This window comes from Pseudomonas syringae pv. tagetis, assembly GCF_022557255.1.
GTDB lineage: Bacteria > Pseudomonadota > Gammaproteobacteria > Pseudomonadales > Pseudomonadaceae > Aquipseudomonas > Aquipseudomonas caricapapayae.
This window is the reverse complement of sequence record NZ_CP092923.1, coordinates 3,772,046-3,795,203: the sequence shown is the minus strand read 5'-3', so window position 1 is coordinate 3,795,203 and position 23,158 is coordinate 3,772,046. Positions and strand designations below refer to the sequence as shown.

The 23,158-nt window shown below is 58.9% G+C and carries 21 protein-coding genes; 13 read left to right on the top strand and 8 right to left on the bottom strand.

Annotated features, from left to right (window positions below; translation table 11 throughout):
* The first annotated feature begins 9 nt into the window (after positions 1 to 9).
* The 6 genes from MME58_RS16770 (at position 10) to MME58_RS16745 (ending at position 7,477) form a co-directional block, all read left to right on the top strand.
* Positions 10 to 1,512: a CoA-acylating methylmalonate-semialdehyde dehydrogenase gene (locus MME58_RS16770; RefSeq protein WP_055005369.1), complete on the top strand. Its 1,503-nt coding sequence runs from the start codon at positions 10 to 12 to the stop codon at positions 1,510 to 1,512.
* 35 nt (positions 1,513 to 1,547) lie between these two features.
* Positions 1,548 to 2,378 (top strand): TIM barrel protein, encoded by an 831-nt coding sequence (locus MME58_RS16765; RefSeq protein ID WP_054986459.1) that lies wholly within the window; start codon positions 1,548 to 1,550, stop codon positions 2,376 to 2,378.
* An 85-nt stretch (positions 2,379 to 2,463) separates the two neighbouring features.
* On the top strand, positions 2,464 to 4,401 hold the full coding sequence (gene iolD, locus MME58_RS16760) for a 3D-(3,5/4)-trihydroxycyclohexane-1,2-dione acylhydrolase (decyclizing) (protein WP_054986460.1): 1,938 nt from the start codon (positions 2,464 to 2,466) through the stop codon (positions 4,399 to 4,401).
* A gap of 65 nt (positions 4,402 to 4,466) precedes the next feature.
* The gene (iolG, locus tag MME58_RS16755; RefSeq protein ID WP_055005368.1) at positions 4,467 to 5,477 is read left to right on the top strand and encodes a bifunctional inositol 2-dehydrogenase/D-chiro-inositol 1-dehydrogenase; all 1,011 of its coding nucleotides are present in this window, start codon (positions 4,467 to 4,469) and stop codon (positions 5,475 to 5,477) included.
* 53 nt (positions 5,478 to 5,530) lie between these two features.
* Positions 5,531 to 6,391, top strand: a complete 861-nt coding sequence (locus tag MME58_RS16750; protein ID WP_054986462.1) for a sugar phosphate isomerase/epimerase family protein — start codon at positions 5,531 to 5,533, stop codon at positions 6,389 to 6,391.
* A 66-nt stretch (positions 6,392 to 6,457) separates the two neighbouring features.
* Positions 6,458 to 7,477, top strand: a complete 1,020-nt coding sequence (locus tag MME58_RS16745; protein WP_054986463.1) for a Gfo/Idh/MocA family protein — start codon at positions 6,458 to 6,460, stop codon at positions 7,475 to 7,477.
* Between the two features lie 105 nt (positions 7,478 to 7,582).
* Here MME58_RS16745 and MME58_RS16740 read toward each other — a convergent pair whose 3' ends face one another.
* Positions 7,583 to 7,798, bottom strand: a complete 216-nt coding sequence (locus MME58_RS16740; RefSeq protein ID WP_147470849.1) for a hypothetical protein — start codon at positions 7,796 to 7,798, stop codon at positions 7,583 to 7,585.
* Between the two features lie 154 nt (positions 7,799 to 7,952).
* On the opposite strand from MME58_RS16740, the gene MME58_RS16735 reads away from it, so the two are divergent.
* From MME58_RS16735 to MME58_RS16710, 6 genes are all read left to right on the top strand, one after another.
* A complete protein-coding gene (locus MME58_RS16735; RefSeq protein WP_055005367.1) occupies positions 7,953 to 8,882 on the top strand; it encodes a sugar ABC transporter substrate-binding protein in 930 nt (309 codons plus the stop codon).
* 69 nt (positions 8,883 to 8,951) lie between these two features.
* A complete protein-coding gene (locus tag MME58_RS16730; RefSeq protein ID WP_055005422.1) occupies positions 8,952 to 10,529 on the top strand; it encodes a sugar ABC transporter ATP-binding protein in 1,578 nt (525 codons plus the stop codon).
* Positions 10,530 to 10,576: 47 nt separating this feature from the next.
* Positions 10,577 to 11,602 carry an ABC transporter permease gene (locus tag MME58_RS16725; protein WP_055005366.1) on the top strand — a complete coding sequence of 342 codons (1,026 nt, stop codon included), beginning with the start codon at positions 10,577 to 10,579 and terminating at the stop codon, positions 11,600 to 11,602.
* Positions 11,603 to 11,903: 301 nt separating this feature from the next.
* Positions 11,904 to 12,308 carry a TraR/DksA family transcriptional regulator gene (locus MME58_RS16720; protein WP_002554078.1) on the top strand — a complete coding sequence of 135 codons (405 nt, stop codon included), beginning with the start codon at positions 11,904 to 11,906 and terminating at the stop codon, positions 12,306 to 12,308.
* 179 nt (positions 12,309 to 12,487) lie between these two features.
* On the top strand, positions 12,488 to 14,092 hold the full coding sequence (locus MME58_RS16715) for a methyl-accepting chemotaxis protein (RefSeq protein WP_054986466.1): 1,605 nt from the start codon (positions 12,488 to 12,490) through the stop codon (positions 14,090 to 14,092).
* Between the two features lie 270 nt (positions 14,093 to 14,362).
* On the top strand, positions 14,363 to 15,853 hold the full coding sequence (locus MME58_RS16710) for a T6SS phospholipase effector Tle1-like catalytic domain-containing protein (RefSeq protein ID WP_055005365.1): 1,491 nt from the start codon (positions 14,363 to 14,365) through the stop codon (positions 15,851 to 15,853).
* Positions 15,854 to 15,872: 19 nt separating this feature from the next.
* On the opposite strand, the gene MME58_RS16705 is transcribed toward MME58_RS16710, so the two are convergent.
* Positions 15,873 to 16,112 (bottom strand): DUF2789 domain-containing protein, encoded by a 240-nt coding sequence (locus MME58_RS16705; protein ID WP_054986468.1) that lies wholly within the window; start codon positions 16,110 to 16,112, stop codon positions 15,873 to 15,875.
* 444 nt (positions 16,113 to 16,556) lie between these two features.
* On the opposite strand from MME58_RS16705, the gene MME58_RS16700 reads away from it, so the two are divergent.
* Positions 16,557 to 17,024, top strand: a complete 468-nt coding sequence (locus tag MME58_RS16700) for a hypothetical protein (protein ID WP_054986469.1) — start codon at positions 16,557 to 16,559, stop codon at positions 17,022 to 17,024.
* Between the two features lie 19 nt (positions 17,025 to 17,043).
* On the opposite strand, the gene MME58_RS16695 is transcribed toward MME58_RS16700, so the two are convergent.
* From MME58_RS16695 to MME58_RS16670, 6 genes are read right to left on the bottom strand one after another with little or no spacing between them, the layout of a single operon-like run.
* Positions 17,044 to 17,424, bottom strand: coding sequence for a Na+/H+ antiporter subunit G (locus MME58_RS16695; RefSeq protein WP_054986470.1), 381 nt, complete (start codon positions 17,422 to 17,424; stop codon positions 17,044 to 17,046).
* Positions 17,421 to 17,699, bottom strand: coding sequence for a K+/H+ antiporter subunit F (locus MME58_RS16690; RefSeq protein WP_055005364.1), 279 nt, complete (start codon positions 17,697 to 17,699; stop codon positions 17,421 to 17,423). The genes MME58_RS16695 and MME58_RS16690 overlap by 4 nt, the downstream gene beginning before the upstream one ends.
* Positions 17,696 to 18,184: a Na+/H+ antiporter subunit E gene (locus MME58_RS16685; protein WP_054986471.1), complete on the bottom strand. Its 489-nt coding sequence runs from the start codon at positions 18,182 to 18,184 to the stop codon at positions 17,696 to 17,698. The genes MME58_RS16690 and MME58_RS16685 overlap by 4 nt, the downstream gene beginning before the upstream one ends.
* Positions 18,181 to 19,866 carry a monovalent cation/H+ antiporter subunit D gene (locus MME58_RS16680; protein ID WP_054986472.1) on the bottom strand — a complete coding sequence of 562 codons (1,686 nt, stop codon included), beginning with the start codon at positions 19,864 to 19,866 and terminating at the stop codon, positions 18,181 to 18,183. The genes MME58_RS16685 and MME58_RS16680 overlap by 4 nt, the downstream gene beginning before the upstream one ends.
* Entirely contained in the window at positions 19,863 to 20,207 is a 345-nt protein-coding gene (locus MME58_RS16675) for a Na+/H+ antiporter subunit C (protein ID WP_002554068.1), read from the bottom strand. The genes MME58_RS16680 and MME58_RS16675 overlap by 4 nt, the downstream gene beginning before the upstream one ends.
* Positions 20,207 to 23,125: a monovalent cation/H+ antiporter subunit A gene (locus MME58_RS16670; protein WP_055005363.1), complete on the bottom strand. Its 2,919-nt coding sequence runs from the start codon at positions 23,123 to 23,125 to the stop codon at positions 20,207 to 20,209. Before MME58_RS16670 ends, MME58_RS16675 begins: the two co-directional genes overlap by 1 nt.
* Between the last annotated feature and the right edge of the window lie 33 nt (positions 23,126 to 23,158).

Genomic DNA, 23,158 nt, shown 5'->3' with positions numbered 1-23,158 from the left:
AGGCATGAGATGAACGAGTCACCGGTGATCGGTCACTACATCAACGGACAGCTTGAAGACGGCGATGGTGAGCGCTACAGCGATGTCTTCAACCCGGCCATTGGCACTGTTCAGGCGCGTGTTGCGCTGGCCAGCGCGAAGACTGTGGATGAAGCGGTCGCATCGGCCAGAGCGGCGTTTCCGGCCTGGGCCGACCAATCCTCGCTACGTCGGGCGCGGGTGATGTTCAAGTTCAAGGAGTTGCTGGACCGGCATCACGACGAGCTGGCGCAGATCATCTGCCGCGAACACGGCAAGGTGTTGTCCGATGCGCGCGGTGAGGTCGTACGCGGTATCGAGATTGTCGAATTTGCCTGCGGCGCGCCGAACCTGCTGAAAAGCGATTTCAGCGACAACATCGGCGGCGGTATTGATAACTGGAATTTGCGTCAGCCGTTGGGGGTCTGCGCCGGGGTCACGCCGTTCAACTTTCCGGTCATGGTGCCGTTGTGGATGATCCCCATGGCACTGGTGACCGGCAACTGCTTCATTCTCAAGCCTTCCGAGCGCGACCCCTCGGCCAGTCTGCTGATGGCGCGCCTGCTCAAGGAGGCCGGTCTGCCCGATGGCGTATTCAACGTGGTGCAGGGCGACAAGGTGGCGGTTGATGCCCTGTTGCAGCACCCCGACATCGAGGCCATTTCCTTCGTGGGTTCGACTCCGATTGCCGAGTACATCCATCAACAGGGCACTGCCCATGGCAAGCGCGTGCAGGCGCTGGGCGGGGCCAAGAATCACATGATCGTGATGCCTGATGCAGACCTCGATCAGGCTGCCGACGCCCTGATCGGGGCAGCCTATGGTTCAGCGGGTGAGCGCTGCATGGCGATTTCCATTGCCGTGGTGGTGGGCGATGTCGGCCAACAGTTGATCGACAAGCTGCTGCCACGCATCGATCAGCTCAAGGTGGGCAACGGCATGCAGCCCGACTCGGACATGGGGCCGCTGGTCACCGCAGTGCACAAGGCCAAGGTCGAGGGCTTTATTGAGCAGGGCGTAAAAGAGGGCGCGAAGCTGATCGTCGACGGCCGCGGCTTCAAGGTTCCGGGGGCCGAGCAGGGCTTTTTCGTCGGGGCAACGCTGTTCGATAACGTCACGCCGCAGATGCAGATCTACAAAGAGGAAATCTTCGGTCCAGTGCTGGGCATCGTGCACGTCGCGGATTTCGCTAGCGCCGTCGAGCTGATCAACGCACACGAATTCGGTAACGGTGTGTCGTGCTTCACCAGCGATGGCGGCGTGGCCCGTGCCTTTGCTCGCAACATCAAGGTCGGCATGGTCGGTATCAACGTACCGATTCCGGTGCCCATGGCCTGGCATTCGTTCGGCGGCTGGAAGCGTTCGCTGTTTGGTGATCACCATGCTTATGGCGAAGAGGGCCTGCGTTTTTACAGCCGCTACAAGAGCGTCATGCAGCGCTGGCCGGACAGCATCGCCAAAGGTCCCGAGTTCAGCATGCCGACTGCCAGGTAACCTTTATCAATGGAATGTTGCGGAGAACAAGAACAATGAGCCAACCCCTGCGTTTCGCGCTGAATCGGATGGTCGCGCCGCGCCTGTCTCTGGAGGCTTTCGTGGATCTGGCTGTGAAGCTGGGTGCCGATGCCATCGAGATTCGCAACGACCTCAAGGGCATCGAGATCGAAAATGGTACTGCGCCTGAGGTCGTTCGTGACCTGTGTGCTGCCAAGGACATCCAGGTGCTGTCGATCAATGCGCTGTACCCGTTCGACGTCTGGAATGAAGAGCGCGCCGCCCAGGCGACGAAGCTTGCGCGGTATGCACGCGACTGTGGTGCGCGCGGTCTGGTGCTGTGCCCGCTGAATGACCGCGCCGATTCGCGTAACGGCGCGCAGCGCGCTTCGGGGTTGCGCACCGCGCTGACTGCGTTGGCACCGATTCTTCGTCAGCACGGGATCCTCGGCTTCGTCGAACCGCTCGGCTTCGAGGAATGTTCTTTGCGCCTCAAGCGTCAGGCGGTGGACGCGATCAGGGCAGTGGGCGGGCTGGATGTCTACCGGCTGGTTCATGACACCTTTCATCACCATCTGGCCGGCGAGGTCGAGCTGTTCCCGGAACTGACCGGACTGGTGCATATCTCCGGTGTCGAGGATGCGCAGGCACCGCTCAGCAGTATTCGCGATGGCCATCGCGTGCTGGTTGGTGAAGCGGACATACTGGGCAATGCATCGCAGATCGAGCGTTTGCTGGACAGTGGCTATCAGGGCCATCTGTCGTTCGAGCCATTTGCCGAAAGCGTTCATGCACTGGACGACATTCCCCTGGCGATAGCGGCCAGCATGACGCATTTGTCACGAGCCGTTTCGCAGCGTCACTGATCAGGCAGCGTCATGTGACAGCAGCGCCCGATACGGAGTAAAGGCCGTAAGGACGAGCCACCTCAAACAAGAACAAGGTGCGAACATGAGTACAACCCGACTGACCATGGCTCAGGCTCTGGTGAAGTTCCTTGATAACCAGTACGTCGAAGTCGACGGCGTGCAGAGCAAATTCGTCGCTGGCATCTTCACTATTTTCGGCCACGGTAATGTGCTGGGGCTTGGGCAGGCCCTGGAGCAGGATTGTGGCGATCTGGTCGTTCATCAAGGCCGTAACGAGCAGGGCATGTGTCACGCCGCCATCGGTTTTGCCAAGCAGCACCAGCGTCGCAAGATTTACGCTTGCAGCTCTTCGGTGGGCCCGGGTGCGGCGAATATGATCACCGCCGCTGCAACGGCTTCGGCCAATCGCATTCCGCTGTTGCTGTTACCGGGTGACGTCTATGCCAGCCGTCAGCCCGACCCGGTGCTGCAACAGATAGAGCAGTTTCACGACCTGAGTATCAGCACCAACGATGCGTTCAAGGCGGTGAGCAAATACTGGGACCGCATCAACCGCCCCGAGCAGTTGATGAGTGCAGCGCTCAATGCCATGCGGGTGCTGACCGATCCAGCCGACACGGGTGCCGTCACACTGGCGCTGCCTCAGGATGTGCAGGCCGAGGCCTACGATTACCCGGACAGCTTCCTGCAAAAACGCGTACACCGTATCGACCGTCGTCCGCCGAGCAAAGCCATGCTCGACGACGCATTGAGGCTGTTCGGCAGCAAGCGCAAGCCATTGCTGATCTGCGGTGGCGGCGTGCGTTATTCCGGTGCGGCAGATGCTGTGCAAGCCTTTGCCGAACGTTTCGGTATCCCGTTCGCTGAAACCCAGGCAGGCAAGAGTGCAATCGTTTCGGCGCACCCGTTGAACATGGGCGGTATTGGCGAAACGGGCACGCTGGCGGCCAATCAGCTGGCGAAAGAGGCGGACCTGATTATCGGCGTCGGCACTCGTTACAGCGATTTCACCACAGCCTCGAAATGGCTGTTCCAGAACCCGGATGTGCAGTTTCTCAACCTGAATGTCGGTGCCTTCGATGTGCAGAAACTGGACGGCGTGCAGGTGCTGGCCGATGCACAGGTGGCATTGCAGGCATTGACCGAAAGCCTGCAAGCCAGCGGCTACTGTGCTGACTGGGGCGATGCGCCGCAGACAGCCCGTGCGCAACTGGATGCCGAGGTTGAACGCCTGTATGCGGTCGAGTATCAGGGCGAGGATTTCGTCCCGGAGATCAACGATCACCTGGACCCGGCCGTGTTGCGCGAATTTATCGAACTGACCGGTTCGTGTCTGACCCAGAGCGGCGTACTGGGCATCCTCAACCAGAGCCTGCCTGCCGACGCGGTGATCGTTGCGGCGGCAGGCAGCCTGCCCGGTGATCTTCAGCGTGCCTGGCGCAGCACCGGGGTTGACACCTATCACGTCGAATACGGTTACTCATGCATGGGCTATGAGGTCAACGCTGCATTGGGCGTGAAGCTCGCGGCACCGCACCGGGAAGTATTTGCGCTGGTCGGCGATGGCTCTTACATGATGCTCCACTCGGAGCTGGCGACCTCGATTCAGGAGCGGCGCAAGGTCAACGTGGTGTTACTGGACAACATGACCTTCGGCTGCATCAACAACCTGCAAATGGAGCATGGCATGGACAGCTTTGGCACCGAGTTCCGTTTCCGCAATCCGGAAACGGGCAAGCTCGATGGTGCTTTTGTGCCGGTGGATTTTGCCATGAGTGCTGCCGCCTATGGTTGCAAGACCTACAAGGTCAGTACCGCCGAGCAACTGCGCCAGGCGCTCGCCGATGCACAACGTCAGACGGTATCGACGCTGATCGACATCAAAGTCCTGCCCAAGACCATGATCCACAAATACCTGTCGTGGTGGCGTGTCGGGGTGGCTGAAGTGTCAACGACCGGCACCACGGCTCAGGTTTACGAAAAACTCAATCGCGAGCTGGCCAAGGCGCGTCAGTACTGATCACTTTTATCGTTCGGCACCCGTGGCCCGTTCACGGAACATCCAATAAAAAAAGGAACATGGAAATGGCATTGAAACTCGGCGTAATCGGTACGGGCGCAATCGGTCAGGATCATATCCGGCGTTGCAGTAAAACACTGGTCGGCAGCCAGGTGGTAGCCGTCACCGACATCAATCTGGAGCAGGCGGCCAGGGTGGTGCGCGAGCTGGACATCAGCGCCGAGGTATATGCCGACGGCTACGCGCTGATTGCCGCGCCCGACGTCGAGGCGATTCTGGTCTGCTCATGGGGGCCGAGCCATGAAGCGTTTGTGCTGGCGGCCATTGCTGCAGGCAAACCGGTCTTCTGCGAAAAGCCGCTGGCGGTGACCGCCGAGGGGTGCCGACACATCGTCGAGGCCGAGATTGCCAGCGGCAGGCGTCTGGTCCAGGTCGGCTTCATGCGCCCGTATGACCAGGGTTATCGTGCCCTCAAAGCGGTTATCGACAGTGGCCGGATTGGTGAGCCGTTGATGCTGCACTGCGCACACCGCAACCCTCGGGTCGGCGAGAACTACAAGACCGACATGGCCATCACCGACACGCTGATTCATGAGCTCAATGTACTGCGCTGGCTGCTCAACGATGACTACGTGTCGGTTCAGGTGGTATTCCCGCGCAAGACCAGCAAGGCCCTTGCGCACATGAAAGACCCGCAGATCGTGATGCTGGAAACGGCCAGAGGTACGCGCATCGACGTCGAGGTCTTCGTCAATTGTCAGTACGGCTACGACATTCAGTGCGAAGTGGTGGGCGAGAGCGGTATCGCCAGACTGCCCGAACCCTCGCACGTGCAACTGCGCAGCGAAGCCAAACTGTCGACCGCGATCCTGATGGACTGGAAGGACCGTTTCATCGCCGCCTATGACGTTGAATTGCAGGACTTCATCGACGGCGTCAGCGCCGGCACCATTAACGGGCCGTCGGCCTGGGACGGCTATGCCGCAGCGGTGGCCGCCGACGCCTGCGTTCAGGCGCAGAACAGTGGAGCGGTTGTGCCGGTGACCCTGGAAATGCGTCCTGCGTTCTATGGCTGACAGAGTCTGTCGCCAGTCAGGCTATCTCTCGAACAACACGACAGGGAGGCATCATGCGTATCGCACTGGATCCTTACATGTATCGACACCTGTCGCTGGGTGCGATGGTCGATAAGGCGGCGGAACTGGGCTACGACTACATTGAACTGTCACCGCGCGAAGATTTCATGCCGTTCTATAAGTACCCGCGTGTGGATCGTGCGCGGATCAGGGAGTTTCGCAGAGCCCTGACGGACGCCGGGGTGAAACTCTCTTCTCTGCTGCCGTTGTACCACTGGGCTGCGCCGGATGAAAATCTGCGTATCGCAGCGGTGCGCAACTGGAAGCGGGCGATCCAGATCGCCGTGGAGATGGACTGCGATCTGATCAACACCGAATTCAGCGGTCAGTCTGACGCTCCACTGGTGTGCGAAAACCAGTTCATGAAGTCCATGGATGAGCTGATGCCACACTTCGAGCGAGAAGGCATCCGGCTCGATATCCAGGCGCACCCTTACGACTTCTGCGAGCGCAACAACGAGTCGGTAGACATCATTCGCGGGCTGGACCGCGACTGGATCAATTACCTGTACGCCGCGCCACATACCTTTTTCTACGACGACGGCCTGGGAGACGTTGCGTCCATGCTTCGGTACGCGGGTGACAAGCTCACCCACCTGATCATTGCCGACACCTATAATCACCGTGCTTCGTCCAGTCTGCGTTATATCGTCAACCCGCCCGGCGTCACGGCAACGGTGCATCAGCATCTGGACATCGGGCAGGGCGAGGTGGACTGGACGGCGTTCTTTTCGACGTTGCGCGAGATCGATTTCGACGGTATCGCCACAGTGGCCGTATTTGCCTGGGAGGAGCGCGCAGATGAGTCGAGCCGATTCATGCTGGAACGGGTCAAAAGCGAGCTGCTGCGTTGATACGTCGGCATCCAATACACGACCCTTGGCTGCGGCCATGAGGTTCATGGGCTACAGGAGATATCCATGCGAGCAGGGCTGGTGGGCTACGGCAAAGGCGGGCGTTACTTTCATGCAACGCTGATTTCGAGTTTGCCCGGTGCCACATTTGCAGGCGTTGTCACCCGGTCACCCGAGCGAAAACAGGAAGTGGTCAACGACCATCCCGGCGTGGCAACCTTCGACACGCTGGCCGAAATGGTCGCCGCCGGGGTTGATGTGGTGGTGATTTCGACGCCGTTGGCATCGCGCCGGGCGTTGATCCTCGAGGCGATAGAACTGGGCGTCGCGGTGGTCAGCGACAAACCCTTTGCCAGCGATGCGGCTCAGGCCCGCGAACTGGTGGACGCGGCAGAACGGCGGGGCGTACTGCTCAGCGTTTATCAGAACAGGCGATGGGATTCCGACTTTCTCACCGTGCGCAAACTGATCGACAACAAGGCGTTGGGGGATATCAGCCGGTTCGAGTCCAGCATCGAACGCTATTCGCCACGCTCCGTCGGCAAGGCCAGCGGAGGCGGCATGCTGCGTGACCTCGGCAGCCATCTGGTGGATCAGGCGCTGGTCTTGTTCGGACCGGTCGAGCGGGTGTACGCAGAACTGCAGTTCGCTGCGCCCGGAGACGAACTGGACCATACATTTTTCGTGTCCTTGAGCCATGCCGGTGGCGTGACTTCGCATCTGTCCGGCAGTTGTCTGCAAAACACTGCCAAGCCCCGTTTCAGGGTCAGCGGATCAAAAGGCTGTTACAGCGTCGAAGGGCTGGATGGCCAGGAGGAAGCTGCATTTGCAGGCCTTACACCGCGGTCCGAGGGCGAGCGCTGGGGCGTCGAAGAGCATCGACGCTGGGGGTGGTTCGAGCAGGGTGAGCATCGCGAACGTGTGCCTTCGGAGCGCGGATGCTGGCTTGAATTCTATCGCCAGCTGCAGGAAGCCGTTGACCGGCAGGGCAGTAATCCGGTCAACCCTCATGATGCCATTGCCTCGGCACAGGTTATGGATGCAGCCCGTTTGAGCGCCAGTGAAGGAAGGGTTGTGATGCTGTAATCAGCTACATTGCAACCCGCCAGCAAGAGAGCCCGACGCCTGAAAAGCGTCGGGCTTTGTCGTAAAGGCATCCGAATAAAAATGAAATGGAATAAAATTCTAAAATCAGTTGAATTGGAAAATATTTTCCAATAGAGTCTTTTTCAGGTTACCGACTATCGAATCACTCGGGCTTTGAAGTTCTTCAAGACCACGAGAAGCAAGCCAACAAAAACAAAACAAAAGATAGGTACTGTCGATGAAAACCCCTACCTCTGGCTTTACTGCCAAGCGTTCTGTCACCTCGTCATTCTGGATTCGGACCATGGAGCGATTTTTCATGATCGTTGCCCGTGGCATGTGCGTGCAGCACAAGGACGCCCGATTGTTCTGCATTCCCGGAGCGACGGGCATTCGCCTGCCTCGCTGACAGGCCGTACCGGTTCTACGTCTTTACCAGGTCCCGACAACAACAAGAATTTGGAGACAGACCCTCATGAACACCAAGGTTCGCATTACCTCCCTGGCGGTGGCCCTGATGCTCGGCAGCAGTGCTGCACTGGCTGATATCAAGGTAGGGGTTGCCATGTCGCAGTTCGACGACACCTGGCTGACCTACCTGCGTCAGGACATGGGTGCCAAGGCAAAAGCCATGCCTGACGGTGTGGCGCTGCAATTCGTCGATGCCCGTGCAGATGTCAACAAGCAGATCGATCAGGTCAAGGAGCTCATCAACAAGAAGGTCGATGCCTTGATCGTCAACCCGGTGGACACCGCTGCGACAGCCAGTATCACCAAGGCGGCAGTCGCTGCCGGTATTCCGCTGGTCTACGTCAATCGCCGCCCGGATGATCCAAAACTGCCCGAAGGGGTTGCGACCGTCACCTCGGACGATACGGAGGCGGGCCGGCTGCAGGCGCAGTACATAGCCGACAAAATGGGCGGCAAGGGTAGCGTGATGATTTTGCTGGGTGATCTGGCCAACAACTCGACGCAGAACCGCACCAAGGGCGTCAAGGAAGTGCTGGCCAAATACCCGGGCATCAAGATAGATCAGGAGCAGACCGGCACCTGGCTGCGTCAGAAGGGCATGGACCTGACCAATGACTGGCTCACTCAGGGCCGAAAATTCAACGCAGTGATGGCCAACAACGATGAAATGGCCATTGGCGCTGCAATGGCGCTGAAGCAGGCCGGCGTCGAAAAAGGCACCGTGTTTGTCGCGGGTGTCGACGGTACGCCGGACGGGCTCAACGCCGTCACCAAAGGCGACCTGGCCGTCTCCGTTTTCCAGGATGCCAAAGGGCAGGCCGACGGGGCGATTGATGCCGCTGTGAAAATGGCCAAAAAGGAAAAGGTCGAGCCTCAGGCGATCATCATTCCTTATCGTCTGATCACGCCTGAAAACGTCGCTACCTTCAAATAACAGCAATCGACACGCCGGGGAGGAGCCTGAAATGCCCTCCCGCAGCCTGCCGCTTGAGGAGTCATGATCATGTTCGGTTCCGCTACTGCCAATCCGCCCGCGCAACGCGATCTGCCATCCAGTGATGTCGATGGTCTCACACCGGGTGCCGAGCCCCCTTACCTGCTGGAAATCAGCCACATCAGCAAGGGCTTCCCCGGTGTCATCGCACTCAACGATGTACAACTGCGTGTGCGCCCTGGCAGCGTGCTGGCGCTGATGGGCGAGAACGGAGCCGGGAAGTCGACGCTGATGAAAATCATCGCGGGCATCTACCAGCCGGACTCGGGCGAAATCCGCCTGCGTGGCAAGCCGGTTCGCTTCGAGACACCGCTTTCAGCCTTGCAGGCGGGCATCGCCATGATCCATCAGGAACTGAACCTGATGCCGTTCATGAGCATCGCCGAGAACATCTGGATCGGTCGCGAGCAGCTCAACGGCCTGCACATGGTCGATCACCGGGAGATGCACCGCTGCACGGCCGAATTGCTGGAGCGCCTGCGTATCAGGCTCGACCCGGAGGAACTGGTCGGCACGTTGAGTATTGCCGAGCGGCAGATGGTGGAGATCGCCAAGGCCGTGTCCTACGACTCGGACGTGCTGATCATGGACGAGCCGACCTCGGCCATTACGGAAACCGAAGTCGCTCACCTGTTTTCGATCATCAGCGACCTGCGCGCCCAGGGCAAGGGCATCATCTACATCACCCACAAGATGAACGAAGTTTTCGAAATCGCCGACGAAGTGGCAGTGTTCCGCGACGGCGCTTATATCGGTCTGCAACGCGCCGAAAGCATGGATGGCGACAGCCTGATCACCATGATGGTTGGCCGTGAGCTGACTCAGCTGTTTCCCGAGCGGGAAAAACCGGCAGGCGAGGTGCTGCTGTCAGTCAGCAATCTTTGCCTGAACGGCATTTTCAAGGGCGTGAGTTTTGACCTGCGTGCCGGCGAGGTTCTCGGTATTGCCGGGCTGATGGGATCGGGCCGGACCAATGTGGCCGAAACCCTGTTCGGCATAACCCCCAGCGACAGCGGCGAGGTCCGTTTTGATGGCAACGCGGTGCATATTGGCGATCCGCATCAGGCTATCGAACTGGGCTTTGCGCTGTTGACGGAGGACCGTAAATTGACGGGGCTGTTTCCATGCCTGTCGGTGATGGAAAACATGGAGATGGCCGTGCTGGCCAACTATGCCGGCAACGGTTTCGTACAACAGAAGGCTCTGCGCGCACTGTGCGAAGACATGTGCAAGAAGCTTCGGGTCAAGACCCCGTCGCTGGAGCAGTGCATCGACACATTGTCGGGCGGCAATCAGCAGAAGGCGCTGCTGGCGCGCTGGCTGATGACCAATCCCAGGGTACTGATTCTGGACGAGCCCACCCGCGGCATCGATGTGGGTGCCAAGGCGGAAATCTATCGCCTGATCTCCTTGCTGGCCAGTGAGGGTATGGCCGTCATCATGATTTCTTCGGAGCTGCCGGAGGTTCTCGGCATGAGTGACCGGGTGATGGTCATGCACGAAGGCGAAATGATGGGCGTCCTCGATCGGGGCGAAGCAACCCAGGAAAAAGTCATGCATCTGGCTTCCGGCCACAAGGTTCATTGAGTTCGCACTACAGGGCTCGGTAGAAGAAGAACAAAAGGGGAACGAACATGAGCAACGCGATCTTGCAAAACAAACCGGCGCTGGCGCCGACCAAGAGCAAACGGCGGCTGCCAACCGAATTGAGCATTTTTCTGGTGCTGATCGGCATAGGCCTGATCTTCGAGCTGTTCGGCTGGATCGTCCGTGATCAGAGCTTTCTGCTCAACTCTCAGCGGCTGGTGCTGATGATCCTGCAAGTGTCGATCATCGGCTTGCTGGCTATCGGCGTGACCCAGGTGATTATCACGACAGGCATCGACCTTTCGTCCGGCTCGGTACTGGCGCTGTCGGCAATGATTGCCGCGAGTCTGGCGCAGACTTCAGACTTTTCCCGTGCGGTATTTCCCTCGCTGACCGACCTGCCGGTGTGGATTCCGGTGGTAGCCGGTCTCGGGGTCGGGCTGCTGGCGGGTGCCATCAACGGCAGTATCATAGCCATAACCGGCATTCCGCCGTTTATTGCCACGCTGGGCATGATGGTCTCCGCGCGCGGTCTGGCGCGTTTCTATACCGAAGGTCAACCGGTCAGCATGCTCTCGGACTCCTACACGGCTATCGGACAGGGCGCGATGCCGGTGATCATTTTCCTGGTAGTGGCGGTTATCTTTCACATCGCCCTGCGCTACACCAAGTATGGCAAGTACACCTACGCGATCGGCGGCAACATGCAGGCGGCGCGTACCTCCGGGATTAACGTCAAGCGCCATCTTGTGATCGTCTACAGCATTGCCGGACTGCTGGCCGGGCTGGCGGGGGTGGTCGCTTCGGCGCGGGCCGCAACCGGGCAGGCCGGGATGGGCATGTCCTATGAACTGGACGCCATCGCTGCTGCGGTGATCGGCGGCACGAGTCTTTCCGGTGGGGTAGGTCGAATCACCGGCACTGTGATCGGCGCGCTTATCCTTGGGGTCATGGCCAGTGGTTTTACCTTTGTCGGCGTGGATGCCTATGTTCAGGACATTATCAAAGGGCTGATCATTGTGGTGGCGGTGGTAATCGATCAATATCGCAACAAGCGCAAGACCAAGCGCTGATTGGATAGAGTGTACGAAAGGGCCTTGAAGGCCCTTTTGTGCGTTTGATGTTGCAGGAACCGATTCGCTGTACGTGGGTCAGAGCCTCATCAAGCAGCATGCTGACCGGGTCTTTCGCCCGCATTTAAAGGGTTTTAAGGCAATTGCTGCGCAAAAATCCTTCAATTGTGTTGCCGAGTCCGCTAGCCGGCCTTAGACTGCCGCCCATCGTAAATTGAGTGCCAGGTGGCGCTTGGAGATTATTGGTTTGCACGGCAACGTCAGGCCGCTCCTCAATGCACGTTTTTTTATAGAGAAATAAATGACAAAGGAAAAGTTGCTGGCCATGCCGGCCGATGACTACATGAACGCCGAGCAGCACGCTTTCTTCGTCGAGCTGTTGCAGGGTATGAAGGTCGAGATCCACGAGCGAATCGAGCAGAGCCGTATTGCGATCGAGAGCCTGGACACGCCTGCCGACCCTGCAGACGCCGCTTCGGTCGAAGAAGAGCGTCACTGGCTGGTCAATGTGATCGACCGCGACCAGCGCATGCTGCCCCAGTTGGAAATGGCCCTCTCGCGTATTGCCGACGACACCTTCGGCTGGTGCGACGACAGCGGCGAGCCAATCGGCCTCAAGCGTCTGCTGATCAGCCCGACCACCAAGTATTGCATCGAGGCGCAAGAGCGCCACGAGCAGATCGACAAGCACCAGCGCCAGGCCTGATCACAGGCAGCAGCGACTGAGTGACCAGACCGGGAGGCAAGCGATTGCCTCCCGGTTTTGTTGTGCCCGGAATTTGTCTACGCCTGAATTGCCCGCTACGACCAACAGCGCATGGCATAAGGCCGTTATGTGGCGTTTAATAAGCGCTATAACGATAAATACCGACGGGGTGACGCAGCATGGCCGAGAACCTATCCATGGCAGCCGGATTACCGCTGGCCGATGCTTCAGGGCGTGCATCGAAGTGGTGGGTGCCAGCCGTGCAAAGTACCGTGTTGTGCCTGCTGTTCGCCGCCATGAGTGTGGTCGGCCTGTCTCTTTATGTCGCCATTCCTGTGGCGTTGCTGGTGGCCTGGCTGCCGCTTCTGACGCGCAAGAGGCCGCCGGGCTCACAAGTCAAGGCCGGTGACAGCGATATAGCACTGCTGACCCGGGATCTTTCCCGCACGACCAGCCACAACGCGCTGTCTGCGGCCCAGGTGGCTTTTTCTGTCGGGCATTTGGCGGGCAAGGTGCAGTCGCAGCTGGGTGCCGCCGGACAGATAGTTAGCAGCGCCGAGCAGATGATCGCCACCGAGCAACAAGCCGCCCAATTGAGTCAGCAGGCACTGATAGCCGCCAGCGAAGCGCGCCAGCGTAGCGAGTCGGGAAGCAGCGTTCTGAATGAGTCCATCGAGCGTATGCACTTTTTGAGCAAGCGCGCTGTCAGCAGCCGTGAACTGATCGAGGCGCTGAGCCAGCGCAGTGAAGAGATTCAGCGTGTGACGCTGGTCATTCAGTCTATTGCCAGCCAGACCAATCTGCTGGCGCTCAATGCAGCCATTGAAGCCGCCCGCGCCGGTGAGCATGGACGCGGCTTCGCGGTGGTTGCTGACGAAGTGCGCGGGCTTGCTGGCCGTACTGCCAGCGCTACCGGGGAAGTCGGGCAGATGGTGGCGGATATCCAGCAGCGCACGGCACAGGTCGTGGAGCAGATCCGCGAGCTGTCGTCCGATCTGGATGTGGGTGTCGAGCAGGTCGAGCTGACCGGCCAGCATCTGGGCAACATCGCCCGGCTTGCGGTTGAGGTAGAAAGCCAGGTCAGCGAAATTGCTCAGGGCGCAAGAAGCAATCAGGACCAGTTGGCGAGCCTGTTCAGCGCCGTCGAGCATATGCGCAGTGATCTTGCCGTCAGTGATGAACAGACGCGGCAACTGGCCAAAGCTGCAGTGCAGATGGAGGGGCAGGCCGAGACCATCAGCCAGCGTCTGGCTCAGGTCGGTCTGGATGACTATCACCAGCGCATCTATGATCTGGCCCGGGAAGGTGCACGGCTGATCGCCGAAAAATTCGAGGTCGATATCCAGCAGGGAAAGGTCAGCCTCGACGACCTGTTCGATCGCAATTACAAACCCGTCCCCAATACGTCGCCCACTCGCTTTACCACGCGTTTTGATCGCTATACCGATCAGGTCCTGCCTGCATTACAGGAACCGTTGCTCTCGCGTCATGAAGGTCTGGTGTTCGCCATCGCCTGTACGCAGCAAGGTTACGTGCCAACGCACAATAATGCGTTCAGTCAGCCTCTGACGGGCGATGCGACGGTGGACAATGCGCGTAATCGAAGCAAACGCAAGTTCGATGATCGTACCGGCATTCGCTGCGGCAGCCACCAGCAGCCGGTGTTGCTGCAAACCTACACCCGTGACACGGGCGAATTGATGCATGACCTGTCTGTGCCCGTTATCGTCTGTGGGCGACATTGGGGTGGATTGCGTCTCGGGTACAAACCGCAAGGTCGTTGATCACTGAAAACCGGTGAATCAGGCTGACAAGCGATTCAAATCATTCGCCCCTGCTCAATAAAGTGACGCAGTGGAACGCGGTTGTATGAGTGTGTAGGTATTTATTTATAAATACTAAGTTTAAACCTGTGGAAGTTGTAGGAGTTGTCTGAAAACACACTGTGCGACTTGACTGCTCACTGTCTTTAAGCAAGCTGTTTAAATCAGCGTTATTTACGTTTTGATTTAAGTGCGGCCTTTTCATGGCCTGCCTCTAAGGACGGAAAAGTTATGAGCGATAAATGGAGTGCCCAGCAAACAGCAGTGTCAGACGTGGTCACGCGGCGTGTTACCGCGCGGGTCGGAATTTTCTTCGATGGCACAGGGAATAATCGTGTCAACAGTCAAATTGGAGCCGACTGTCAGGCACTGTTTGAAGTCAATGGCGGGCAGCACATTAACGAGTGTGCAGGGCGTCATGTTCATCCTGGTAGTAGTTACAGTAACGATCCAAGCAATATAGCCCGGCTGGTCGATATCTATCGTCTACAACCTGTTGCCGAAAATGACGGGGAAGGTCTGAAGGTTTATTACTCGATCTATGTAAGCGGAGCGGGTACTACCTCGGGTGGACGTGATTCGGTATGGCCGGGGCAGAGTTTCGGTCGGGGCACCACCGGTGTGGTCTCCAAGGTGGAAAATGCCTTCAGAAAGCTTGAATCGGTATTGAAAGGATTTCCTCGGGATAACCCTGACTGCGTGCTGGAAGCGCTTGAGCTCGACGTGTTCGGTTTCAGTCGAGGTGCTGCGTCGGCCAGGCATCTGGCCAACGAAATACTGAAACAGGGGGCAGGCATGCTTGAGCCAATACTGCAAAGCCGCAAGGTCAGGCTCAGCGAGCATTTCAACTGGCGCAATGGCAGCGTTCGGCTCAAGGTTATCGGCCTGTTCGACACAGTCGCCGCCATCGGCAGTTTCAAGGACATGGGCAATACCCGGGATGCCAGCAACAGACGGGTCAATCTGTACCTGCCGCCGGGGTGTGCCCAGCAGGTCTTGCATCTGGTGGCTCGAGATGAATCACGACGAAATTTCGCGCTCAACAGCGTGCTGCCAGTGTGGCCCAGGGAAATTGTGCTGCCCGGCGCTCATTCCGATATTGGCGGAGGTTATCCTCCACAAATGGAAGAAAATGTACTGCTCACGCGTCCGCAAAGCAGCTTGATAAACCGTGACAGTCCGTGCAACACCGCAGCGAGCTGGAAGGACGCCGAGGCACGATTGCTCGAAATGAACCGCATTCACTGGATCGATCCGCTCGATAACCGGGCCTTTCTCAGGGTTCAGGCCTGCGAAAGTAAATGTTACCCGTGCAGAAAAACGTTTACCGGGTTGAATGGCATGAGAACGATCGTTGCTGCAGTGGGTATGCATCGACAGGTCTTTGGCCATCTGTCGAGGGTGTCATTGCAGGTCATGCATGCGCTGGCCTGCGACGAAGGCGTGCCTTTCGAACCGCTGCCAAACAGCCCGGAATTCCAGCTTCCGCCGGAACTCGAGAATATTGCTGCCCGCCTGATCGACTATGCGCGAGGCGGGCCTTACCTGCTGGACAGTCAAGATGAGCAGTTGCTGCGCTGGCGTTATATTCATCAATCCGCACATTGGAACGCAGTGGTCGGCAGGGTGGGTACTTTTAGTGATGCTGTCTTCGTGCATGCTCCGCAACCGGGTGGCCGGGTATTGCATCCCAACGTTGGCCAGCCCGGTTATCCGCAGTAGCAATCAACGCCCGGGTGGTTCACTCGGGCTTTTTATGCAGACGGACATTCAGCTCGTCTACCAACATTGCCCATTCAGCGTCCTCATGCAGTTGTTCTTTGAGGAAGTCAGCCTGCCGCGGCGTCCAGAACTCTGCATCGATCAGCTTGACGTCGTCAGGCAGGGTGTGACTGGCGACGAACGCTTCAATGCTCTTATCGTCAGAGTCGAGCCCCAACTGGGCGAACAGGTCGTTGATGGTCGTTGTAGTCTGTTCCATGTCATCTCCTCGCCGGGGGATATCCCCGTTTCATCAGTTCTCATGGGAGTGGTCGATACACGCAAGAGTTCGATGCATTTGGCAGCTGGGGAAAGATGGCCTTTTGTGCTCTGTCTACAAGTGATATGTTTCCAGTATCGCCGGGCCCACACTGATCGCGAGGATGGAACCCTTCCAGCCTTGAGTCGTGGTCAGGCTGGCTGCCGTTTCATGACGCCAGCGCCTGTGCGACACCGCTGTGTACAAAAGGTATATATCCCGTAGCTGCCATGAGCCGGTAGAATTCGCCACCCGCCTGCACAAGGTTTGCGGCGGCGCTTTCAGCGCTTCTGCGTGCAGCGTGCCGGAAAGATTTCCGGCCGTCTGACGCGGTCTATGGATGAATCACTTTCTTGACTGCCCTGACATCAGGCAGCCTCATTTTCATGTTTGAGGGTTTGTACTTTGGCTGTAAGTAATCTGGATACCCACGCCTTGTTCGTGCTCGGCGATCTCCGCGCACAGTTGGTCAAGCAGTTTCAGTCCCGTTTTGTCTATGTCACCGAACAGTCAGCCGAAGGTATTTACATCGCTGAAATCGACACCGAAACCGCGCTGGTGGTCGATGACAAACCGCGCCTTGAACTCAAGGTTGGCGATCATTTCCGCGCTTCCGTGTTGCCAAGCCGTGAAGGTGGCAAGCTCGAATTGAAATTCCGTGAAATCAAGACCACCGTGTACGGTCTGGGCGAATATGCGTTCGTCGATGTTCCTGAAGGTCACGGCATTGTGTTCAAGGAAGGTCAGACAGTTTTCATGGTATTTGCTGCAAAAGAGCAATTGCAGACCGGCATGAGCAAACTGTTGAAAGGCGCTGTCGGCAAAGCCGCGAAATGGCGCAAGGGTGAGTTGACCTTCAAGGCCAGCGAGTAACGCAGGCCGGGCTGTCGCTTCAGCCGCCTGCCGACTTTTCATTGCCATTACCGCTGCTGACTTCTGCGGGCACATCGTCACCGGCCATGCGCTTGCGGAACAGTGCAGTTCGCGCCAGCAGCAGGGTGGTGACAGGCACAGTGATCGCCAGCAACACCGGAATCAGCCATGCGTGAATCACCGGCTCTGACTTCAGCGCAGAGAAATAGATGATCGATGCCAGCGCGACGCACCAGGCACCCAGTGTTGAAGCCAGAGCAGGTGGGTGCATGCGCTGGAAAAAGTCCTTGAGGCGCAGCAGTCCGAGTGCACCGGTCAAGGCGAACAGGCTGCTGGCGATCAGCAGCCCGGCGGTGAGTATTTCAGCCCAGAAGGGCACCGTGTTCGGCAGTCCGGTCATTCGATCACTTCTCCGCGTAGCAGGAATTTGGCCAGAGCAAAGGAGCCGACAAAGCCGAACAGGGCAATCAGAATGGCCGCTTCGAAATACGTGTCACTGGCGTAGCGGATACCCAGCACCAGCATCATCAGCATGGCAATGATGTAAAGGTAGTCCAGTGCCAGGACCCGGTCCTGTGCTGAAGGCCCCTTCAGCAGACGAAGCAGGGTGATGACCATCGCCAAGGCGAAAATCAGCAGGCTGATCAGGATGGCGTTGTCGAGCAGTGCACTCATTGAAAGATCTCCATCAACGGACGCTCATAGGTGGTCTTGAAGTGCTCGATGAATTGCGCCTCGTCTTCGAGGTCGAAGACGTGCATCAACAGTATGCTGCGATCCAGCGCCAGTTCTGACCACACAGTCCCTGGCACCACCGTCGTGACCGCCGCCAATGCGGCGAGACCGTGGGCGTCGTGCAGGTCCAGGGGAATACGCACGAAGGCCGAACGTGGCGGACGCCCCTCGAGTCGCCATACGCTCAGACCGACCTGAAGGTTGGAAATCACCACATCCCGGCCTACCCGCCACAGAAATTTCAGGATTGTGCCGGGTTTGCGGATGCGTACCGGGAGCGGTCGCAGTGGTGCCATCAATAACGGAGCAAGAAAACCCAGCACCGCGCCCAGCAGCAGGTGGCCGGGGCTGATCGACAGGTTCAATACCAGCCACAGCAGCCAAAGTGCCAAGGAGAGGAGCGGGGCGGGAAACAGGCGCTTCATGGTTGTCCCTCCAAACTCATGTCCTCACTGGTGGGGCCGGGTATCGGACGCGTGGCAAGAACTGACTGCACATACTGTTTGGGCTCATGCAGTGCCGCAGCGGTGTCCTGGGTATAGCGCAACAGGGGCTCGGCCTTGAACGTCAGCGCAACGCACAGGCCCAGCAGGATGACGATCGGCAGGCATTCGTTACGGCGCAACAGCGGCGAAGGACGCTCGTGCGGCGTCCAGAAGCGTTGCGTGCCAAGCCTTGCAAAAGCGATCAGCGACGCCAGTCCGGAAAAGATCAGCAAAGCGATCAGCATCCAGGCCTGGGGCGAAAGCGCTTCATCCTGCGCTACGTCCAGCCCCAGCGGGTTCATCAGAGCGCTCAGCAGCGTGAGTTTGCCGATAAAACCCGACAGCGGCGGCATGCCGATGATCAGCAACGCGCAGGCGATAAAGCTCAGGCCTAGAAAAGCCATGGTCATGGGGATGACCTGACCGACCACGACCTTCTGTTCATCGTCCAGGTTGGCGCCAGGGGGTGGATGCAGAGACTCCAGGGCCCGGGGCAATTGATCCACGTCGTCCTCCAGCGGGATCTCGTTGGCCGAGCGCGAGCGTTCGATCAATTCACCGAGCAGGAACATGGCGCTCAGCGCCAGCGTCGAACTGACCATATAGAACAGTGCGCCCGAGGTCAGACTGGGTTGGGCGAAACCGACTGCGGACAGCAGAATACCCGCCGATACCAATATGCTCAGGCTGGCGAGGCGCTCCAGGCGCTGGGCGGCGATGATTGCAATTGCTGCTGTGAAGATCGTCGCCATGCCGCCGTAGATCAACCAGTCACCGCCAAAGAATGCCGATGCCCCGGCCTGGCCGGAAAACAGGAGCGTCCACAGGCGCAGCAGGGTGTAAACGCCCACTTTGGTCATGATCGCAAACATTGCCGCTACCGGCGCGCTGGCCGCCGAATAGGCCGGGACCAGCCAGAAGTTCAGCGGCCACATGCCTGCCTTGGCCAGAAATGCCGTGGCGAGAATGGCAGCGCCGGCATGCAGCAGGCCCAGGTCGGACTCCGCTACCTGAGGAATCTTGATCGCCAGGTCAGCGAAGTTCAGCGTTCCGGTCACTCCGTAGATCAGTGCAGCGCCGATCAGGAAAAGCGACGACGCCAGCAGGTTGATTGAAATGTAATGCAGGCCGGTCGATACCCGGGCCCGGCCAGAACCATGCAGCATCAAGCCGTAGGACGCTGCCAGCAGGACCTCGAAGAACACGAACAGGTTGAACAGGTCGGCGGTCAGGAATGCGCCGTACAGGCCCATGAGCTGGATCTGGAACAGTGCGTGGAAACTGGCACCGGCCCGGTCCCAGCGCGCCAGCGCGAACAGCAGCGCGCAGACACCGACAATCCCGGTCAGCACCAGCATCAGTGCCGACAGGTGGTCCACCACCAGCACGATACCGAATGGCACACCCCAGTTGCCCGGCAGGTAGACACCAATGGAGCCGCTGCTGCCGCTGTGCTGTACCCAGAGAAACAGCACCACGGAAATGCCCAGGCCGAGGATGCTGGAGAACAGGTTGATGCGCCCTTTGAGTGGCCGATGCTTTTCGCCCAGCCAGAGCATCAGTCCTGCGGTCAGCAGCGGCAGCAGGATCGGTGCGATGATCAGTTGGTTCAGCCAGCTCATGCCTTGGGCTCCCGGCCATCTACATGGTCGGTGCCGGTCAGGCCTCTGGAAGCAAGCAATACCACCAGAAACAGCGCTGTCATGGCGAAGCTGATCACGATTGCGGTCAACACCAGCGCCTGCGGCAGCGGATCAGTGTAATTGAGCAGGTCCTGCGGAATGCCGTCTTTGATGATCGGTTCTCTGCCGATGAACAGGCTGCCCATGCTGAAGATGAACAGGTTGACCCCGTAAGACAGCAGGCACAGCCCCATGACGACCTGAAAGGTGCGTGGCCGCAGGATCAGCCAGACACCCGAGGCGGCCAGCACACCGATGGCGATTGCAATGACTTCTTCCATCAGAGGATTCCTTGCGGGTTGGCGACAGGTTTGGGCAGTTGGGTCGGACGATGGCTGCGCACCGACTGGTGCGCCAGTGCGGTCAGGATCAGCAGCGTCGATCCGACCACTACGGCGTATACGCCGACATCGAAGAACAGCGCGCTGGCGATGTGGATATCGCCCAGAATCGGCAAGTCGACGTGTGCGGTGTGTGTGGTCATGAACGGATAACCCAGCAGCATTGAGCCGGCTCCGGTCAGAACCGCACACAGCAGGCCCGTACCCATCCAGCGTAACGGCCGCAGGCTCATTTGCGCCTCTACCCACTGAGTGCCTGCAACCATGTATTGCAGAAGGAACGCCACCGACATCACCAGACCGGCAACGAACCCGCCGCCTGGCTGATTGTGACCGCGCACGAACAGGTACATCGAGACGATGAAGGCAATCGGCAACAGCAATCGCACCAGTGCTGCAGGCACCATCATGAAACCGAGCGCTGTATCGCTGGCGCTGCGCGGGTTGACCAGGTCGGTCACCACGTCACGCGCCAACAGGCGTTGCTGTGTGGGCAGCAGGATGCTTTCCTTCGGCGGGCGGAAGCGTCGCAACAGGGCAAACACCGTCAGGGCCACCGCTGCCAGCACAGTGATTTCGCCAAACGTATCGAAGCCGCGGAAATCTACCAGCATCACGTTGACCACGTTGGTGCCCCCGCCTTGAGGCAGCGCACGGCTAAGGTAGAAGGACGAGATGGCGTTGGGTGTCTGGCGGGTCAGCATGGCATAGGACAATATCGCCATGCCCAGCCCGACGAGCACTGCCAGACCGAAGTCGCGTATCCGCCGGGTGCGAGCACGCAGACGCGCACTGAGCGGGGCCACGTCTTCATTGCGCCGTGGCAACCAGCGCAGACCGAGCAGGATCAGCACGGTGGTCACCACTTCGACGACCAGTTGGGTCAGCGCCAGATCGGGTGCCGAGAACCAGACAAAAGTGATGCAGGTCATCAGGCCGCAAACGCTGACCATGACCAGTGCCGCCAGACGGTGATATTTACCCTGCCAGGCAGCGCCGATTGCGCAGGCAATCGCGATAAGCCAAAGCGTGACAAAGACCCCGGACCCCGGAATCTTTGGCCGGTCGCCCCAGGTCAAACCACTGAAATACATCGGAATGAAGCCGCCCAGAACGGCTGCCAGTACCAGCAGAAACAATTGCGGCTGCAAGCGTCGAGTGCTGACCTTGCGCTCGAAACGTCGCGCCCAGTGCATCATCACAACCTGGCTGCGTTCGAAGAAACGCTTGCCGTTGAGTCGTCCCACCAGCGGCGGGGCGGTGATGCGCTCCTGCTTGAGGGGCTTGCGCAACAATAGATACAGAATGATACCGCCAGCCATCGCCACCAGACTCATGACCATCGGCAGGTTCCAGCCGTGCCAGATTGCCAGGCTGTACTCGGGCAGCGTGCCGCCGACCACAGGCCGCGCCGCCGCCGCCAGCAGCGGGGCCACCGACTGCGCCGGGAAAATCCCCACGACCAGACACGTCAGCACCAACAGCTCGACGGGCGCACGCATCCAGCGCGGTGGCTCATGGGGCAAGTGCGGCAAGTTCTTTGCTGCGGGACCAAAAAACACGTCGACGGTGAAGCGCAGCGAGTAGGCAACGCTGAATATCCCGGCGATAGTCGCGATCACCGGCAAGGCAATCTCGACCCAGGCAGTGGCGGAAATGAACACGGTTTCGGCAAAGAACATCTCTTTGGACAGAAACCCGTTGAGCAGCGGCACCCCTGCCATTGAAGCGCTGGCGACCATCGCCAGTGTCGCGGTGTAGGGAAGCAGCTTCACCAGCCCGCTCAGGCGCCGGATGTCCCGGGTTCCGCTCTCGTGGTCGATGATTCCGGCTGCCATGAACAGCGAGGCCTTGAAGGTGGCGTGGTTGAGAATGTGAAAGACTGCGGCTACCGCCGCCAACGGGCTGTTCAGACCCAGCAACAGCGTGATCAGACCCAGATGGCTGATTGTGGAGTAGGCTAGCAGGCCTTTCAGATCATTCTGAAAGATAGCCGCATAGGCACCCAGAATCAGCGTACAGGCACCTGCGCCGCTGACGATCCAGAACCATTGCTCGGTGCCTGACAGCGCCGGCCACATCCGCGCCATGAGAAACACCCCGGCCTTGACCATGGTCGCCGAGTGCAGATACGCCGACACCGGCGTGGGCGCTGCCATCGCATGAGGCAGCCAGAAATGAAACGGGAACTGGGCGCTTTTGGTCAGTGCGCCGATCAGGATCAGGGTCAGCAATACCGGGTACAGGGCATGGGCGCGAATTGCGTCTCCGGACGCCAGTACCCGGTCCAGGTCATAACTGCCTGCCACATGACCGAGGATCATCATGCCCGCCAGCAATGCCAGACCGCCCGCGCCGGTGACCATCAACGCCATGTAAGCGCCGCGCCGTGCATCGGCGCGGTGGTGCCAGTAACCGATCAGCAGGAACGAGAACAGGCTGGTCAGCTCCCAGAAAAACACGATTTGAATCAGATTGCCGGACATCACCAGCCCGAGCATGGCACCCATGAACGCCAGGAAAAACGCAAAGAAGCGCGGCACCGGATCGTCTGGCGACATGTAGTAGCGAGCGTAAAGCGAGACCAGCGCACCAATGCCCAGCACCAGCATCGAGAACAGCCAGGCGAAGCCGTCGATACGCAGAACGAAGTTCATTCCCAGGCTAGGCAGCCAGAAATACTCTTCGCGAATAACGCCGCCGTCGGCGATCTGCGGGAACCACAACGCCATCTGGATGGCGCCGATCAGGGCAACCAGACCCGCCAGAAACGATTCTGCGTTACGCGCGTTGTGCGGCAGGAAGGCCGCCAGACAGCTGCCGATGAAAGGCAGAAGCAGTAGAACTATCAGGGACATAGGCTTCTAATCTGCAGGGGAATGTCAAGCATC